The sequence below is a fragment of the Microbacterium invictum genome (genome assembly GCF_034421375.1).
Classification (GTDB): Bacteria; Actinomycetota; Actinomycetes; order Actinomycetales; family Microbacteriaceae; genus Microbacterium; species Microbacterium invictum_A.
Map to the genome: position 1 here is coordinate 3,310,391 of NZ_CP139779.1, position 14,456 is coordinate 3,324,846.

At 69.7% G+C, this 14,456-nt stretch carries 15 protein-coding genes; 10 read left to right on the forward strand and 5 right to left on the reverse strand.

Translation table 11 applies throughout. The features are described 5' to 3' along the window. Positions 1–26 precede the first annotated feature (26 nt). The 5 genes from T9R20_RS15890 (at position 27) to T9R20_RS15910 (ending at position 5,067) form a co-directional block, all read left to right on the forward strand. The gene (locus tag T9R20_RS15890; protein ID WP_322410309.1) at positions 27–941 is read left to right on the forward strand and encodes an SDR family NAD(P)-dependent oxidoreductase; all 915 of its coding nucleotides are present in this window, start codon (positions 27–29) and stop codon (positions 939–941) included. Positions 942–957: 16 nt separating this feature from the next. Beyond that, entirely contained in the window at positions 958–1,839 is an 882-nt protein-coding gene (locus T9R20_RS15895) for an amidohydrolase family protein (protein ID WP_322410310.1), read from the forward strand. 25 nt (positions 1,840–1,864) lie between these two features. After that, on the forward strand, positions 1,865–2,317 hold the full coding sequence (locus T9R20_RS15900) for a MaoC family dehydratase (protein ID WP_322410311.1): 453 nt from the start codon (positions 1,865–1,867) through the stop codon (positions 2,315–2,317). Positions 2,318–2,364: 47 nt separating this feature from the next. Then, a complete protein-coding gene (locus tag T9R20_RS15905) occupies positions 2,365–3,930 on the forward strand; it encodes a long-chain fatty acid--CoA ligase (protein WP_322410312.1) in 1,566 nt (521 codons plus the stop codon). 480 nt (positions 3,931–4,410) lie between these two features. Then, entirely contained in the window at positions 4,411–5,067 is a 657-nt protein-coding gene (locus T9R20_RS15910; RefSeq protein WP_322410313.1) for a dihydrofolate reductase family protein, read from the forward strand. Between the two features lie 22 nt (positions 5,068–5,089). Here T9R20_RS15910 and T9R20_RS15915 read toward each other — a convergent pair whose 3' ends face one another. From T9R20_RS15915 to T9R20_RS15935, 5 genes are all read right to left on the reverse strand, one after another. After that, positions 5,090–5,929, reverse strand: coding sequence for a PaaX family transcriptional regulator C-terminal domain-containing protein (locus tag T9R20_RS15915; RefSeq protein WP_322410314.1), 840 nt, complete (start codon positions 5,927–5,929; stop codon positions 5,090–5,092). Next, positions 5,926–6,732: an ABC transporter ATP-binding protein gene (locus tag T9R20_RS15920; protein ID WP_322410315.1), complete on the reverse strand. Its 807-nt coding sequence runs from the start codon at positions 6,730–6,732 to the stop codon at positions 5,926–5,928. The genes T9R20_RS15915 and T9R20_RS15920 overlap by 4 nt, the downstream gene beginning before the upstream one ends. Then, positions 6,725–7,549: an ABC transporter permease gene (locus tag T9R20_RS15925; protein ID WP_322410316.1), complete on the reverse strand. Its 825-nt coding sequence runs from the start codon at positions 7,547–7,549 to the stop codon at positions 6,725–6,727. The genes T9R20_RS15920 and T9R20_RS15925 overlap by 8 nt, the downstream gene beginning before the upstream one ends. Then, positions 7,546–8,424 (reverse strand): ABC transporter permease, encoded by an 879-nt coding sequence (locus T9R20_RS15930; protein WP_322410317.1) that lies wholly within the window; start codon positions 8,422–8,424, stop codon positions 7,546–7,548. The genes T9R20_RS15925 and T9R20_RS15930 overlap by 4 nt, the downstream gene beginning before the upstream one ends. 83 nt (positions 8,425–8,507) lie before the next feature. Further along, complete coding sequence (locus tag T9R20_RS15935; protein ID WP_322410318.1) at positions 8,508–9,503, reverse strand: ABC transporter substrate-binding protein; 996 nt, start codon at positions 9,501–9,503, stop codon at positions 8,508–8,510. Between the two features lie 318 nt (positions 9,504–9,821). Here T9R20_RS15935 and T9R20_RS15940 point away from each other — a divergent pair, with 318 nt between their 5' ends. From T9R20_RS15940 to T9R20_RS15960, 5 genes are all read left to right on the forward strand, one after another. Next, entirely contained in the window at positions 9,822–10,628 is an 807-nt protein-coding gene (locus tag T9R20_RS15940) for a methylenetetrahydrofolate reductase (RefSeq protein ID WP_322412204.1), read from the forward strand. A 10-nt stretch (positions 10,629–10,638) separates the two neighbouring features. Beyond that, positions 10,639–11,523 carry a formyltetrahydrofolate deformylase gene (purU, locus tag T9R20_RS15945; RefSeq protein WP_322410319.1) on the forward strand — a complete coding sequence of 295 codons (885 nt, stop codon included), beginning with the start codon at positions 10,639–10,641 and terminating at the stop codon, positions 11,521–11,523. A gap of 52 nt (positions 11,524–11,575) precedes the next feature. Continuing rightward, a complete protein-coding gene (gene ligM, locus T9R20_RS15950) occupies positions 11,576–12,985 on the forward strand; it encodes a vanillate/3-O-methylgallate O-demethylase (protein WP_322410320.1) in 1,410 nt (469 codons plus the stop codon). Between the two features lie 78 nt (positions 12,986–13,063). Beyond that, complete coding sequence (locus T9R20_RS15955) at positions 13,064–13,642, forward strand: PadR family transcriptional regulator (protein ID WP_322410321.1); 579 nt, start codon at positions 13,064–13,066, stop codon at positions 13,640–13,642. A 155-nt stretch (positions 13,643–13,797) separates the two neighbouring features. Then, a complete protein-coding gene (locus T9R20_RS15960; RefSeq protein WP_322410322.1) occupies positions 13,798–14,451 on the forward strand; it encodes a GntR family transcriptional regulator in 654 nt (217 codons plus the stop codon). Positions 14,452–14,456 lie beyond the last annotated feature (5 nt).

Below are 14,456 nucleotides of genomic sequence, written 5' to 3' on the forward strand. Positions count from 1 at the left end.
AATGGGCGGTGATCGAAGGAGCTCTCATGTCACTTCACGGCAAAGTCGCGGTCGTCACCGGCTCGGGTCGCGGCCTGGGTCTGGCCTACGCTCAGGAACTCGCACGGCAGGGCGCATCGGTCGTCATCAACGATGTCGACGCGGCCACCGCGGATGCCGCCGTGAAGAGCATCACCGACGCCGGGGGCTCCGCCGTCGCCGTCGTCGCCCCGGTCGGCCCGACCGAGACCGCCGAGCAGCTGGTCCAGACCGCCGTCGACGCCTTCGGGCGCCTCGACATCCTCGTCACCAACGCCGGGGTGCTCCGCGACACCGTGCTGTGGAAGATGAGCGACGACGACTTCGACACCGTCATCGGCGTGCACCTGCGCGGCACCTTCACCTGCGTCCGGGCCGCGGCGACCTACATGCGCGCGAACGAGATCGCGGGGCGCATCATCTGCATCGGCTCCCCCACCGGACAGCGCGGCAACTTCGGACAGACCAACTACGCCGCCGCCAAGGCCGGCATCGTCGGGATGGTCCGCACCTGGGCGCTGGAGCTGAAGAAGGCCGGGATCACCGCCAACGCGGTCATCCCGGTCGCCGCGACGGCGATGACGGCGACCGTGCCCTACTTCGCCGCCGCCGTCGAGGCCGACGAGAAGGGCGAGGCGATGCCGGCGTTCTTCCGTCACGACCTCGGCTTCGGCACCTCCGACGACGTCGCCGGCCTCATCGCCTTCCTCGCCTCCGACGCCGCCGCGGGCATCTCGGGCCAGGCGATCGGCATCGGCGGCGACCGCCTGCAGCTGTGGTCGCACCCCGAAGCGGTCGCGACCGCGTACCGCGACGGCGGCTGGACCTACGACGCGCTCGTCGACGGCTTCACCGGGGCCGTCGGCGATCTGCAGAGCGTCGGCGAGCGGTTCCCGCCGCTTCCCGAGGATCTGCAGCGGTGACCCGCGGGGGAACACGATGAGGTACGAGCCCGCGATCGACGTCGACGCGATCACCGCGATCGACGTGCACGTGCACATCGAGGTCGACGGGCACGGACATCACTCCCTTCCCGACGACCTCGTCGCCGCGGCATCCCGGTACTTCTCCGCCGACGGCCCCCGCCCCGACCTCGACTCCGTGGCCGACTACTACCGCGACCGGAAGATGGCCGCCGTCGTCTTCACCGTCGACGCCGAGACCGGCCTCGGCCACCCCCCCATTTCGAGCGCCGAGATCGCCGCAGGCGCCGCCCGTCACAACGACGTCCTCATCCCGTTCGGGTCGGTCGATCCGCACCGAACCGATGCCGCCGACCGCGTGCGCGCACTCATCGATGACGGCGGGGTGCGCGGGTTCAAGTTCCACCCCACGGTGCAGGGCTTCGACCCGTCGGACGAGCGATGGTATCCGCTGTACGAGATCCTGCAGGATGCCGGTGTGGTCGCCCTCTTCCACACCGGCCAGACCGGCATCGGGGCGGGGCTCCCCGGCGGGCGCGGGATGCGCCTGGGCCTGTCGAATCCGATGCTCCTCGACCCCGTCGCGGCCGACTTCCCCGATCTGCAGATCATCATGGCCCACCCCTCGGTGCCCTGGCAGGACGAGGCGCTGTCGGTGGCGACGCACAAGCACAACACCTGGATCGACCTGTCGGGGTGGAGCCCGAAGTACTTCCCCGAGTCGCTCGTGCGGGCGGCGAACTCGTACCTGAAGACGCGCGTGCTGTTCGGGTCGGACTTCCCCCTCCTCACCCCCGACCGTTGGCAGCGCGACGCCGCCGCGACCACCCTGAAGCCCGAGGTCATGCCCGGCATCCTCAAAGACAACGCGGTGCGGCTCCTCGGTCTCGCACCCTGATCTCATCCATCGAAGGAGACACTCCATGACCACCACCGTCAGCTACGACGACGTCGCCGGCCTCGCCGGCACCGACCTCGGCTACACCGACTGGCTCGAGGTCACCCAGGACCGGGTGAACCTCTTCGCCGACGCCACCGACGACCACCAGTGGATCCACGTCGATCCCGCCCGCGCGGCGGAGGGACCCTTCGGCGCGCCGATCGCGCACGGGTTCCTCTCGCTGTCGCTGACGGTGAAGTTCTGGTCGGAGCTGTTCGACGTCACCGGCGTCAGCACGCGTGTGAACTACGGCCTGGACAAGGTGCGCTTCGTCTCGCCGGTGAAGGTCGGCGCGCAGGTGCGCATGACCGCGGTCATCGCCGAGGTCACCGAGGTCAGGGGCGGCTACCAGTTCGCCGTCGACCAGACCATCGAGATCGAGGGCGCCGAGAAGCCCGCCGTCGTGGCCCGGGGGCTGTATCGCTTCTACGCCTGAGCGCGCGGGACGGCGAGCCCTGGCATCCGACTTCGAAGGAGAAGTGCATGCACAACCACGGCATCGGGGCGTGGGCGGCCACGCGCCGCCGGAAGAGCCCCGACAGGGTGGCGATCGTCGCCGGCGACCTGCAGGTGACCTACGGGCAGTTCGCCGACCAGGTCGACCGCATCTCGTCGGTGCTGCGTCACCGGGGGCTGGGGCGCGGCGATGCGGTGGCCTACATCGGGGAGAACTGCCCCGAGTTCCTCGAGGTGATGTTCGCCGCTGCGGCGCTCGGTGCGGTGTTCGTGCCGGTGAACACCCGGCTCGCACCGCCCGAGGTCGCCCACGTGCTCGTCGACTCGGGCGCGCGCGTCGTGATCGTCGACCCGGCCCTGCGCGAACGCGCCCAGCCGGGGATCGATCAGGCCCGCATCGGCGACGTCATCCCGACCGGCGAGGGTGACGCGCAGCATCCGGGACTGGATCTTCTTGTGCGGGGGGCGTCGGCGGGCCACGCCGACGAGCAGGTCGGTCCCGACGACGTGTCACCCGATCACCCGGCGGCGATCATCTACACCTCCGGCACGACGGGCAAGGCCAAGGGCGCCGTCCTCACCCACGGCAACCTCACCTGGGTGGCGCTGAACTGCATCATCGACTACGACGTCGTCTCGACCGACATCGCACTGATGATCTCGCCGCTGTTCCACGTCGCCTCGCTCGGGATGGGAGCGCTGCCGGTGTTCCTCAAGGGGGGCACCCTCGTGCTGGAGAAGGGCTTCGACCCCGGCCGGGCGCTCGCGCTCATCGCCGAGCACCGGGTGACGATGCTGAGCGGGGTGCCCACGACGTATCAGCTGATGGCCGATCACCCCGACTGGGCCGGCACCGACCTGTCGTCGCTGCGCAAGCTCACCTGCGGCGGATCGGCCGTGCCCACCCGCATCCTCAACGCCTACGAGGAGCGGGGTCTGTCGTTCTCGCAGGGATACGGGATGACCGAGACCTCGCCCGGGGCGACCTCGCTCGCGCCCGAGATGACGCGCGAGAAGCAGGGGAGCGTGGGGCTGCCGCACTTCTTCACCGAGGTGCGGATCGCCGACGAGCAGGGCGCGATGGTGCCGCGCGGCACGGTGGGCGAGATCGAGATCTCGGGACCGAACGTGTTCGCGGGGTACCTGAATCTGCCGGATGCCACGGCCGCGGCGTTCACCGCCGACGGGTGGTTCCGCTCGGGCGACCTCGGGTACCTCGACGCCGACGGGTACCTCTTCATCGCCGACCGGCTGAAGGACATGATCATCTCCGGCGGCGAGAACATCTACCCCGCCGAGGTCGAGAACCTCATCAGCGACCTGCCCGGGGTGACCGGTGTCGCGGTGATCGGGGTGCCCGACGAGCGGTGGGGCGAGGTGCCGTGGGCGATCCTGACGCTGGCGCCGGGCACCGAGGCCTCGCTCGACGACGTGCGGGCGCATCTGGATGGGCGGATCGCTCGGTACAAGATCCCGAAGAACGTCGTCGTGGTCGACGAGCTGCCCCGCACGGCCTCGGGGAAGGTGCGCAAGGCCGAGCTTCGTACCCGCTTCGGCGGGGAGGGGCGCCTGCGGGCCGAGCCTCCGAGATGAAGGGGACGCAAATGGCGAGGTTCAGCGCCCCAAGGTCGCCATTTGGGCCACTTCCGCCCATGGCCGTCGCGGCGGCGTCGATCGCGGTGACGCGAACGGCGAGGTCGCATGCCGGAACGCGACCATTCGCGCCACATCTCCGCGGCAGGCCGTATCCAGGTGGCGACAATCGTCCCGCAATCGCGCAGCCGACGACCATCTGCGCCACCCCGATGACCCGCCCTCATCGGGGGGGCGCAAATGGCGAGGTTCAGCGCCCCAAGGTCGCCATTCGCGCCACTTCCGCGCCGGGCCACCCGCGCCCGGCAGCTCGAGGTGGCGCGAATGGCGAGGTTCAGCGCCCCAAGGTCGCCATTTGCGCCACCTCCGCGCCGGGCCACGCCACCCGCGGCGCGCCACGAGCACGGCGCCACAGGCTCCGCCACCCGCGCCCGCACGCTCCCCTTGAACCCACCCCCGCCGCCGTGCCAGGGTCGGCGCATGAGTCTCGTTCGCATGGACCTGAACATCTCGCTCGACGGCATCGCCGCCACGGCCGACCAGACGCCCGACAATCCCTTCGGCGAAGACTGGGGCCGCCTCGTCGAGGCCTACACGCAGACGCGCACCTTCCGCGAGCAGGTGCTGCACGACACCAGCGGCGCCGGCACGGCCGGGCTCGACGACGACTACGCCCGCGGCTACTTCGATGGGATCGGCGCCGAGATCATGGGCGCCGGCAAATTCGGCCTCCACGCCCACCCGGATGATCCGGACTGGCGCGGCTGGTGGGGCGAGGAACCGCCGTTCCACACGCCCGTGTTCGTCCTCACCCACACCCCGCGCCCGCCCCTCGAGATGCAGGGCGGCACCACCTTCACCTTCCTCGAGGCCTCCCCGCCCGAGGCCCTCGCCCTCGCGCGCGAGGCCGCGGGCGACAGGGACGTCCGCATCGGCGGTGGACCGACGATGGCCCGCGAGTACCTCCGCGCCGGACTCGTCGACGTGCTCCACGTGGGCATCACCCCGATCATCCTCGACAAGGGCATCCGCCTCTGGGACGAGCTGCGCGGCCTCGACCGCGACTACGAGGTGTCGTCCGAGGCCTCCTCGAGCGGCGTCGTGCACGTCACCTTCACCCGCGCGAGGAGCGCCTGACCCCGCGCCCGGCGACTGACCCTCACCCGACGAGGGCTGCGAACTCGCGCACCGCCGGGAACGCCAGCTCCCGGTGGCGGCGAGTGAAGAGCTCGAGCGAGCGCTCCGCCGGCCAGTCGTCATCCATGTACTGCGCCGGCAGCGCCGGATCGGCCCGCAGCAGCGCCAGCCAGTCGGCGACGAGCAGGATGCGGGTGGCGAGCGCCCCGGGAGCGTCGGGGTCGACCTCGTCATCCCACTGGGCGAGGAACTCGTGGTGCGCGCGCCGGATCGACGCGATGTCCCACGCAGTGCGCACCGCCTCCCCCATCGGGAAGCCCTCGAGCTGCCGGGCGGCGAACGCCGTCACCGAGCCGGGCTTCAGATCCGGGATGATGGCGGCCAGGGCCGCGGCAAGGTCGACCTCTCCCGGGGCGATCCACAGTCCGTCGCGCAGCGGCGCGAACCCCGACCAGGTGAGGGCCGCGCGCAGGCGGTGGCGGAGGGTCCGCTGATGCTCGGGGACGCTGAAGGTCACCAGCGTCCACCCCTCCCCGTCCCGGGCGAACGGGGTCGGGCTGTGCACGCGATGCGACGCCTCGCGCAGCACGTCGCTGCCATGCGGGGTGAGCACGAACCCGATCTCGCGGCCCAGGCGCCGCCTCTCGACGAGCCCGCTGAAGACCATCCGGTCGAGGTTCGTCCGCACCGCGGGGCCGGTGACCCCCGCCCCCTCCAGCACACTCAGCAGGACGCTCGCCCGCAGCGGCTCGAAGTAGCGGTCGCACACGTACTCGCCGAAGAACGCCAGCAGCAACTGGCGCGGCTTGCGCGTGAGGACGGTGCGGTCGGGCGGCGCCGACCGGAGGACGGGGGAGCTCACGCCACCGCGCCCGGCCTCACGGCCTCGCCGCGCTTGGCGCGCTGGATCTGCTCGTACACGTGGGTGCGCAGCTCGGTGAAGCGGGGCATCGCGCGCGTCGTGATCTGGTCTCGCGCGGGCGGCAGGTCGATCGCGAGATCCTCCTGCACCCAGGTCGGCGACTTCGAGAGCACGACGACCCGCTCGCCGAGGTAGACCGACTCGTCGATGTCGTGGGTGACGAAGAGGATGGACATGCCGCGCTCGCGGTGGAGCGTCCGCACCAGGTCCTCGAGATCGGCGCGGGTCTGGGCGTCGACGGCCGCGAACGGCTCGTCCATGATCAGCACCTCGGGCTGATAGGCCACGGCCCGCGCGATCGCGACGCGCTGCTGCATCCCGCCCGACAGCCGCCAGGGGTAGCTCTTGTCGGCGTGGTCCAGGCCGACGGCCTTCAGTGCGTCGTCGACGAGGCGGTCGCGGTCGGCCCGTGACATCCGCTTGTGCTTCAACGGCAGCTCGACGTTCCCACGCACGGTCAGCCACGGGTACAGCGACCGGCCGTACTCCTGGAACACCAGCGCCATGCTCTCGGGCGGGTTCGTCACGGCTTGGCCGTCGAGTTCCACCGAGCCGGCGGTCGGGCGCAGGAGCCCCGCGATGCACTTCAGCAGGGTCGTCTTGCCGCAGCCGGAGGGCCCCACGATGCAGACCAGCTCGCCGGCCTTCATCCGGAAGCTGATGTCGCCGATGGCTTCGACGTTCCCGGTCGCCGCCTCGTAGACCTTCTTGAGGTTCTGGACCTCGAGCAGCGTTTCAGGCACGCTCCACCTCCTTGATTCCGTGGTACCAGCGCAGCACCCGCCGCTCGACGAATCCGAAGATCGTGGCGAGCAGCACGCCGATGAGGCCGAGCAGCAAGATGCCGCTCCACATCTCGGCGATGAGGTAGTTCCGCTGGAAGAAGACGATGCGATAGCCGAGCCCCGACGAGGAGTAGAACATCTCGGAGATGACCATGAGGATCAGCGCGATCGACAGGGCCTGGCGAACCCCGGTCATGATGCGCGGGCTCGCGGCCGGAAGGACGAGATAACGGATGCGTTCGCCCGGCGTCAGCGCGAACGAGCGGGCGGTCTCGGTCATGACGCTGTCTGTCGCACGCACGCCGTCGATGGTGTTCAGCAGCACCGGCCAGAGCGACCCGGCGACGATGACGACGATCTTCATCGAGTCGGTGGGCCCGAGGAGCACGGCCACGATCGGGATCAGGACCGGTGGCGGGATGGCGCGGAAGAACTCCAGGGTCGGCTCGAGGAGTTCGCTCAGCCACCGGGTGAGTCCGATGACGAGGCCGGCGACGATGCCGACGACGATGGACAGCGCCGCACCGACGACGAGCCGCCCGAGGCTCGGGAGCACGTCGGAGACGAGTGCCGGCCCGATCCACGTCTCCACGAACGCCTCGGCGATGACGAGCGGGCTCGGGAAGAACGGGGTCGTGGCGAACGACGACCAGACGCCCCAGATGACGAGGAGCAGCAGCGGGAAGCCGAGGGCGTATCCGATGCCCGAGCCGAGCTTGGCCCAGCGACGCGAGCGGGGCTTCGGCGTCACGACGGTGCTGGTGTAGAGGGTCACAGCACTTCCTCCCCTCGCACCGACTGGTGCCACGAGAGCGAGCGGCGCTCGATGACCCGGAAGACGAGATTGATGATGAGGCCGAGGATGCCGGTGACGATGACCAGGGCGTAGACACGCACGTAGTCGCCCGCAGACTGCGCGACGACGATCGCGCGACCGAGTCCTGGGTTTCCGATGGTCAACTCGGCGGTGACGGCGAGGATCAACGCGACCGCCGCACCCAGGCGGAGGCCCGTCATGAGGTAGGGGAGCGCTGTCGGGAGGATGAGATAGCGGATGCGCTCGGCGCGAGGCAGCCGGAAGCTCTTGGCCGTGTCGCGGGCGACGGCGTCGACGTCGGCGACGCCGTAGAGCACCTGCACGAAGATCTGCCAGAAGCTGGCGTAGACGACGATCACCAGCGCCGCCTCGATGCGGAGGCCGAACACGAGGATCGCGAGCGGGATGAGGGCGACCGAGGGGATCGGCCGGAGGAACTCCACCGTGGTGTGGGTGGCCTTGCGCAGGAACGGGACGAGTCCGATGATCGTGCCGAGGACGACGGCGAGCACCGTGGCGATGGCGAGGCCTATGGCCCAGGCGGTCATCGTGCGGCCGATGTTACGCCAGAACTCCAGGTCGCGAAGGTCTGCGGCCAGGCGCGCGAGCACCTCGGTGGGCGGCGGGAAGAAGCGCGGGTCGAGCAACCCCAGGGTGGGGATCAGCTGCCAGGTGACGAGGAACCCGGCGATGCCGAGCGCTCCGAGGGCGACCTTGCGGAAGGTGCGGGCCCGACGGGCCGAGCGCAGGGACGACGACCGCCGTGCGGCCGCTGGCGGCTGCGTGGGAGTCGGTGTCGGTATCACGGCCGACGATCCGGGAATGGTGTCCATGGTCCTCTCCGGGACGTGGTGGGCGGAGCGGGCGGCTCACGAAAGGCGCCGCCCCCGCTCCGCCCACCACGGGCGGGCTGAGACTACTGCTGCTGGATGAGGCGCGAGAAGTCCGGCTCGGCGTCGATGTAGCCGTATTCGACCGCGAGGGCGGCGAGGTCCTCGATGCCGGCGCTGCCGAGGTCGGCGGTGAAGTCCGGCAGCACGATGCCGGCCGCAGCCTCTTCGGGGATCTCGAGGTTCGTCGCGATGGCGGCGCGGACGGCGTCCTCGTTCTGCGAGGCGAACTCCAGCGCGTCGGCCATGGCCGCGGCGTAATCGGCGACGAGCTCGGGGTCTTCGTCGATCTTGGCCTGCGTGGTGAAGTTGGTCAGCACCGTCAGGCCCGGGATGGTCGCCTGGTAGGGAGCCACGACCTCGACTCCGCCGCCACCGACGACGATGCCGCGGAACGGGTCGGGCACCCAGGCTGCGTCGATGTTGCCGGCCTCGAGCTGGGCCTGCGCGTCGGGGAAGGCGACCTCGACGAACTCGATGGTCGACGAGTCGCCGCCGGCGTCGTCGACGGCCTTGCGGATGGTGAGGTCGCCGGCGGCGCCGAGGCTGTTGACCGCCACGCGCTTGCCGGCGAGGTCCGCCGGGCCGGCGATGCCCGCGTCGCCGAGGGCGACGACGGCGTTGACGTCCTCGCCCGAGGCGAGCGACGAGGCGTAGTTGCTGAAGATCACGACGCCGAGGTCCTGCAGGTCGGCGCGGATGGGTCCGAAGGGCTGACCGATCGCGAAGTCGATGTCGCCGCTCAGGAGCGCGGGGATGGCCTGGGCGCCGCCCTGGGCGGGCACGACCTCGACGTTCAGCCCGTACTCCTCGAAGATCCCCTCGTCGATCGCCGCCCAGAGGGCCCCGGATTCTGCGATGGGGAGGGCGGCCACGCGGACGTCGCGGACCTCCTCTGTCGTGCCGCCGGCGTCCGCACTGTCGCTCGGGTCGGCGGTGGGGCCGGCTGCGGAGTCGGTGCAACCGGCGAGGGCGAGTGCGGCTACGGCCATCAGGCCGAATGCGGCGAGCCTCTTCTTCATTGACGGGCCTCTCGTTGGTGTCGGAGTGGAGCCGGTCTCGAGGCGTGACGTCGGTGCTGCGTCGGGTCGTCACATCCTCGTGGCCTGACGTGTTCATGGTCGGTCAGGCGGCGTCCGCATGTCAAGACTTTTGTGACGAGCGTCACTGAATCGTTGAATCTGCGATGTGGGATGCCTCTTGCCATTACCTATGGACATAGTTATCGTGATCTCGAGAGCATCGACGCTCATCGCAGAGGAAAGGACCTCGACGTGGCACGCACCACCTCCGAACATTCCGCAGCGGCTCGCCAGCTCGTGCAGGATTACTCGCTGGAGATGACGGGGAAGGACATCCCCGGCCTCCAGGAGGCGCAGGACTCGATCCCGGCCGGCACGAAGGTGAATGTGACCTTCCTCGGGAACGAGGATCTCGAGATGCGGGTGGCCGCATCCAAGGCCGTGAAGGATGCCGGTTTCATCCCCGTTCCGCACATCTCGGCGCGGCGGCTGAAGTCCGCCGAGCAGCTGCAGGAGTTCCTCGCCCGCCTTCAGGAGGTCGGGGCCAGCGAGCACGTCTTCTCCGTCGGCGGCGACCCGGCCGAACCCGAGGGCCCCTACGAGGACTCGCTGTCGGTCATCCGCTCGGGCATCCTTCAGCAGTACGGCGTGAAGGAGGTCAGCATCGCGGGCTATCCCGAGGGCCACCCCGACATCGCCGACGACATCCTGTGGCGCCACCTCGAGGACAAGATCGCCGCACTCTCGGAACAGGGCCTGGACGCGGTCATCCTCACCCAGTTCGCCTTTGACACCGACCCGGTGATGGCTTGGATCCAGGAGGTCCGCCGCCGCGGGATCACTGCCGAGATCCGTATCGGCACGCCCGGCCCCGCCGGCATCAAGCGCCTGCTCGGCTTCGCGCGCCGCTTCGGCATCGGCGCGAACGCCATGATCGTGAAGAAGTACGGCTTCTCGCTGACGAACCTCATGGGCACCGCGGGCCCTGACCGCTTCGTGACCGACCTCGCAGACCTGCTGGCGCAGAACGGCACGCTCGGCGGTGTCAGACTGCACTTCTACACATTCGGCGGCCTGCGCGCGACCTCGGAGTGGGTGCGCGATTTCCGCGCCCCGCAATCCTGAGGAGTCCCGCATGACGCTGCACACCGATGCCCGGCGCAATCACGCCTGCCTGATCGTCCACGGCCCCGACCAGCCCGGGATCGTCGCGGCCGTGTCCGCGCTGATCGCGCGCAACGAGGGCAACATCGTCACCCTCGACCAGTACTCCGACAACCCGCAGGGCGGGGAGTTCTTCCAGCGGGTGGTGTTCCATCGCGCCGACCTCACCGCGACGATGCCGGCGATCGAGGCCGACCTGGAGAAGACGCTCGGGCCGCTCGGCATGACGTGGGTGCTCACCGACCAGTCGGTGCCCAAGCGCATGGCGATCCTCGCCTCGACGAGCGACCACTGCCTGCTGGAGCTGCTGTGGCGTCACCGCCGCGGCGAGCTTCCCGTCACCATCCCGATGGTCATCTCCAACCACACCAACACGGCGGAGGACGTCCGCTCGTTCGGGATCCCGTTCGTGCACGTGCACTCGCAGGGGCCGGACAAGTCCGCCGCCGAGGCGGAGATCCTCAAGCTCCTCGACGGCAACGTCGACTTCGTGGTGCTCGCCCGCTACATGCAGATCCTCTCCGAGGACTTCCTCGCGAAGATCGGCGTGCCGGTCATCAACATCCACCACTCCTTCCTCCCCGCCTTCATCGGGGCAGCCCCGTACAAGAAGGCCAAGGAGCGAGGCGTCAAGCTCATCGGCGCGACGAGCCACTACGTCACCGCCGACCTCGACGAGGGCCCGATCATCGAGCAGGACGTCGCCCGCGTCGATCATCGGATGACCGCCGCCGATCTCCAGGCCCGTGGCGCCTACGTCGAGCGCGCCGTGCTCTCGCGCGCCGTGCAGTGGCACGCCGAAGATCGCGTCATCCGTCACGGCAACCACACGATCGTCTTCAGCGACCGCCCCTGACGATCCCCCGCACCCTCCCGAAGACCACCTACCGAACAGAGAGGTTCCACCCATGGCAGAGAATCTGCAAGCCCTGCTGGACGAGAAGGGAAGCCCGGTCGAGTTGCTCCGCAACTCCCAGATCGGCTCCTACATCTACCCCGTCGTGCCCGCTGACTTCCAGAACTGGATCAAGGAGCAGAAGGCCTGGCGCGACACCGCGGTCCTGTACGACCAGTCGCACCACATGGACAATGTGTTCCTCCGCGGCTCGGACGCGATCAACCTGATCCGCGACACCGCGATCAACTCGGTCGAGGTCTTCCCCGTCAACCGCGCCAAGCAGTACGTGCCGACCACCGCGTCGGGCCACGTCATCGGCGACGGCATCCTCTTCCACGAGGAGGAGGACCAGTACGTCTACGTCGGCCGCGCGCCGGCGTCGAACTGGCTGATGTTCCACGGTGAGACCGGCGGCTACAAGAACCTCGAGATCGAGGTCGACCGCCGCTCGCCGTCGCGCCCCTACGGCGACGCGGTCTCGCGCCGCTACTACCGCTTCCAGATCCAGGGCCCCGCGGCCTGGAAGGTCATCGAGAAGCTCAACGGCGGCCCCCTCGAGCAGTTGCGGTTCTTCGCGATGTCGACGATGAACATCGAGGGCATGAACGTCCGCACGCTCCGCCACGGCATGGCGGGCGCTCCGGGTCTGGAGATCTGGGGCCCCTACGCCGACCACCACCGCGTCCGCGACATCATCGTCGAGGCCGGCGCCGAGTTCGGCCTGGTGCCGGTGGGTTCGCGCGCCTACCCCTCGAACACGCTCGAGTCGGGCTGGATCCCCTCTCCCCTCCCCGCCATCTACACCGGCGAAGAGGAGCGCGCGTACCGCGAGTGGCTCGGCGTCGACAGCTACGAGGCGACCGGGACGCTCGCCGGCTCGTTCGTGTCGGATGACATCGAGGACTACTACCTCACCCCGTGGGAGCTCGGCTACGGCTCGTTCGTGAAGTTCGACCACGACTTCATCGGGCGTGACGCGCTGGAGAAGATCGACCCCGCCACTCAGCGCAAGAAGGTCACGCTGGCCTGGAACGCCGAGGACCTCGGCCGGGTGTGGTCGTCGCTCCTGGACGTCGACGGCCCGAGCTACAAGTTCTTCGACCTGCCGCTGGCCAACTACGGCTCGGCGAACTACGACTCGGTCGTGGACGCCGACGGCACCGTCGTCGGGTTCTCGATGTTCACCGGGTACAGCGCCAACGAGAAGCGCGGCCTGTCGCTCGGCACCGTCGACCCCGACGTGCCCGAGGGCACCGAGCTGAAGGTCGTCTGGGGCGAGCCGAACGGCGGCTCGTCGAAGGCGTCGGTAGAGCCGCACGAGCAGACCGAGGTCCGCGTCGTGGTCTCGCCGGTCCCGTACTCCACGGTGGCCCGCCAGACCTACCAGGGCGGATGGCGCACCGGATACAAGAACGACTGATCGTGATGGCGGAGGGGCTCGGGCGTACGCGTCCGGGCCCCTTTGCTACCCTCACCCCAGACCCCGGCAAGGAGCTTGATGAGTCTGCGATACGCACTGCTGGCGATCCTCCGGGTCGGCGCGCTCTCGGGGTACGACCTGCAGAAGCAGTTCTCGCTCTCGGTGGGCCACGTCTGGCATGCCCCCGATTCTCAGATCTATCCCGAGCTGCGCAAGATGGAGCAGGAGGGTCTGGTCGAGGCCGAGGAGCAGACCCGCGGCGAGCGCGGCCGGCGTCGGCTCTACCACGTGACGGATGCCGGCGATCGGGCGTTCCTCGACTGGATGGCGGCACCGCTGGACTACCAGCGGGTTCGCGATCCCGCCCATCTTCGCGCCGCATACCTCGAGACCACCACGCCCGAGGCGGCGCGGGAGTTCCTCGCCCGGCACATCACCGTCTGGTCGGCCGAGCTGGCGCAGTGGGAGGGGGAGCTGGCGCGGATCGACGCCCTCAGCAACCCGATGCTCGTCCGACGCCTCGCGGTCACCGCCGAGGAGGACCGCGAGCGCACCATCGCGTACAAGCGATTCGCCTATGAGGGGCTCGTGGAGCGGGCTCGCGGCGAGATCGAGTGGGCCCGCCGTGGGCTCGACCTCGTCGATCGGGTGAGCTAGCCGCTTGACCCCCGCCGACCCTCGGATTGGCGACATAATCCGCGGCGATCTCGTCGGCAATCGCCGTTTCGGAGTACGCTCGGAGCGTACGCGGCGGATCCTCTTCCTCGGCGATCGTCGCGTGCCCGGTCGACGTCGATGGAGAGGTGGAGCGGATGACCGACGCAGACGTTCTGGATGACGCGCCCGCGCGCCCCGACCTCACGCAGCGCATCCGCGACGCGATCCTGAGCGCGGAGTTCGCCCCCCACCAGCGACTCATCGAAGCAGACCTCAGCGAACGCTTCGACGCGTCGCGCGCCTCGGTGCGCAACGCCCTGTTGAACCTGGCCGGTGAGGGCCTCGTGGAACGCCTGCCGAACCGGGGCGCACGCGTGCGGGCCATCAGCGTCGACGAGGCCGTCGAGATCGTCGAGGTGCGCGTGGGGCTGGAATCGCTGTGCGCCCGCAAGGCCGCCGAGAACCTCTCGCCCGCCGGCGAGGCCGAACTCCGCGCCATCCGCGACGGCATCGAGGAGGCGATCGCGACCGGGAACCTCGTGGAGTACGCGCGCCTCAACCAGGAGATGGACCGGTGCCTGCGCGAGGAGAGCGGCCACGTCACCGCGACGCAGCTGCTCGAGCGGCTGCGCGCCCAGTCGGCGAGGCACCAGTTCCGCCTCGCGTTCCACCCGGGGCGGGCGTCGCAGTCGGCGCCGGAGCACATCGCGATCATCGACGCCGTTCTCTCCCGCGACCCCGACGCGGCCGAGGCCGCGACCCGGGCCCACCTGAACGGCATCGTCGGCGTGCTGCGCGCGCTCGGCTGACCTTC

What these genes read in the sequence shown, in the direction of transcription:
- T9R20_RS15890 (WP_322410309.1), top strand. Translation starts at nt 27, where the DNA reads ATGTCACTTCACGGCAAAGTCGCGGTCGTCACCGGCTCGGGTCGCGGC.
- T9R20_RS15895 (WP_322410310.1), top strand. Translation starts at nt 958, where the DNA reads ATGAGGTACGAGCCCGCGATCGACGTCGACGCGATCACCGCGATCGAC.
- T9R20_RS15900 (WP_322410311.1), top strand. Translation starts at nt 1,865, where the DNA reads ATGACCACCACCGTCAGCTACGACGACGTCGCCGGCCTCGCCGGCACC.
- T9R20_RS15905 (WP_322410312.1), top strand. Translation starts at nt 2,365, where the DNA reads ATGCACAACCACGGCATCGGGGCGTGGGCGGCCACGCGCCGCCGGAAG.
- T9R20_RS15910 (WP_322410313.1), top strand. Translation starts at nt 4,411, where the DNA reads ATGAGTCTCGTTCGCATGGACCTGAACATCTCGCTCGACGGCATCGCC.
- T9R20_RS15930 (WP_322410317.1), bottom strand. Translation starts at nt 8,424, where the DNA reads ATGGACACCATTCCCGGATCGTCGGCCGTGATACCGACACCGACTCCC.
- T9R20_RS15935 (WP_322410318.1), bottom strand. Translation starts at nt 9,503, where the DNA reads ATGAAGAAGAGGCTCGCCGCATTCGGCCTGATGGCCGTAGCCGCACTC.
- T9R20_RS15940 (WP_322412204.1), top strand. Translation starts at nt 9,822, where the DNA reads ATGACGGGGAAGGACATCCCCGGCCTCCAGGAGGCGCAGGACTCGATC.
- purU (WP_322410319.1), top strand. Translation starts at nt 10,639, where the DNA reads ATGACGCTGCACACCGATGCCCGGCGCAATCACGCCTGCCTGATCGTC.
- ligM (WP_322410320.1), top strand. Translation starts at nt 11,576, where the DNA reads ATGGCAGAGAATCTGCAAGCCCTGCTGGACGAGAAGGGAAGCCCGGTC.
- T9R20_RS15955 (WP_322410321.1), top strand. Translation starts at nt 13,064, where the DNA reads ATGAGTCTGCGATACGCACTGCTGGCGATCCTCCGGGTCGGCGCGCTC.
- T9R20_RS15960 (WP_322410322.1), top strand. Translation starts at nt 13,798, where the DNA reads ATGACCGACGCAGACGTTCTGGATGACGCGCCCGCGCGCCCCGACCTC.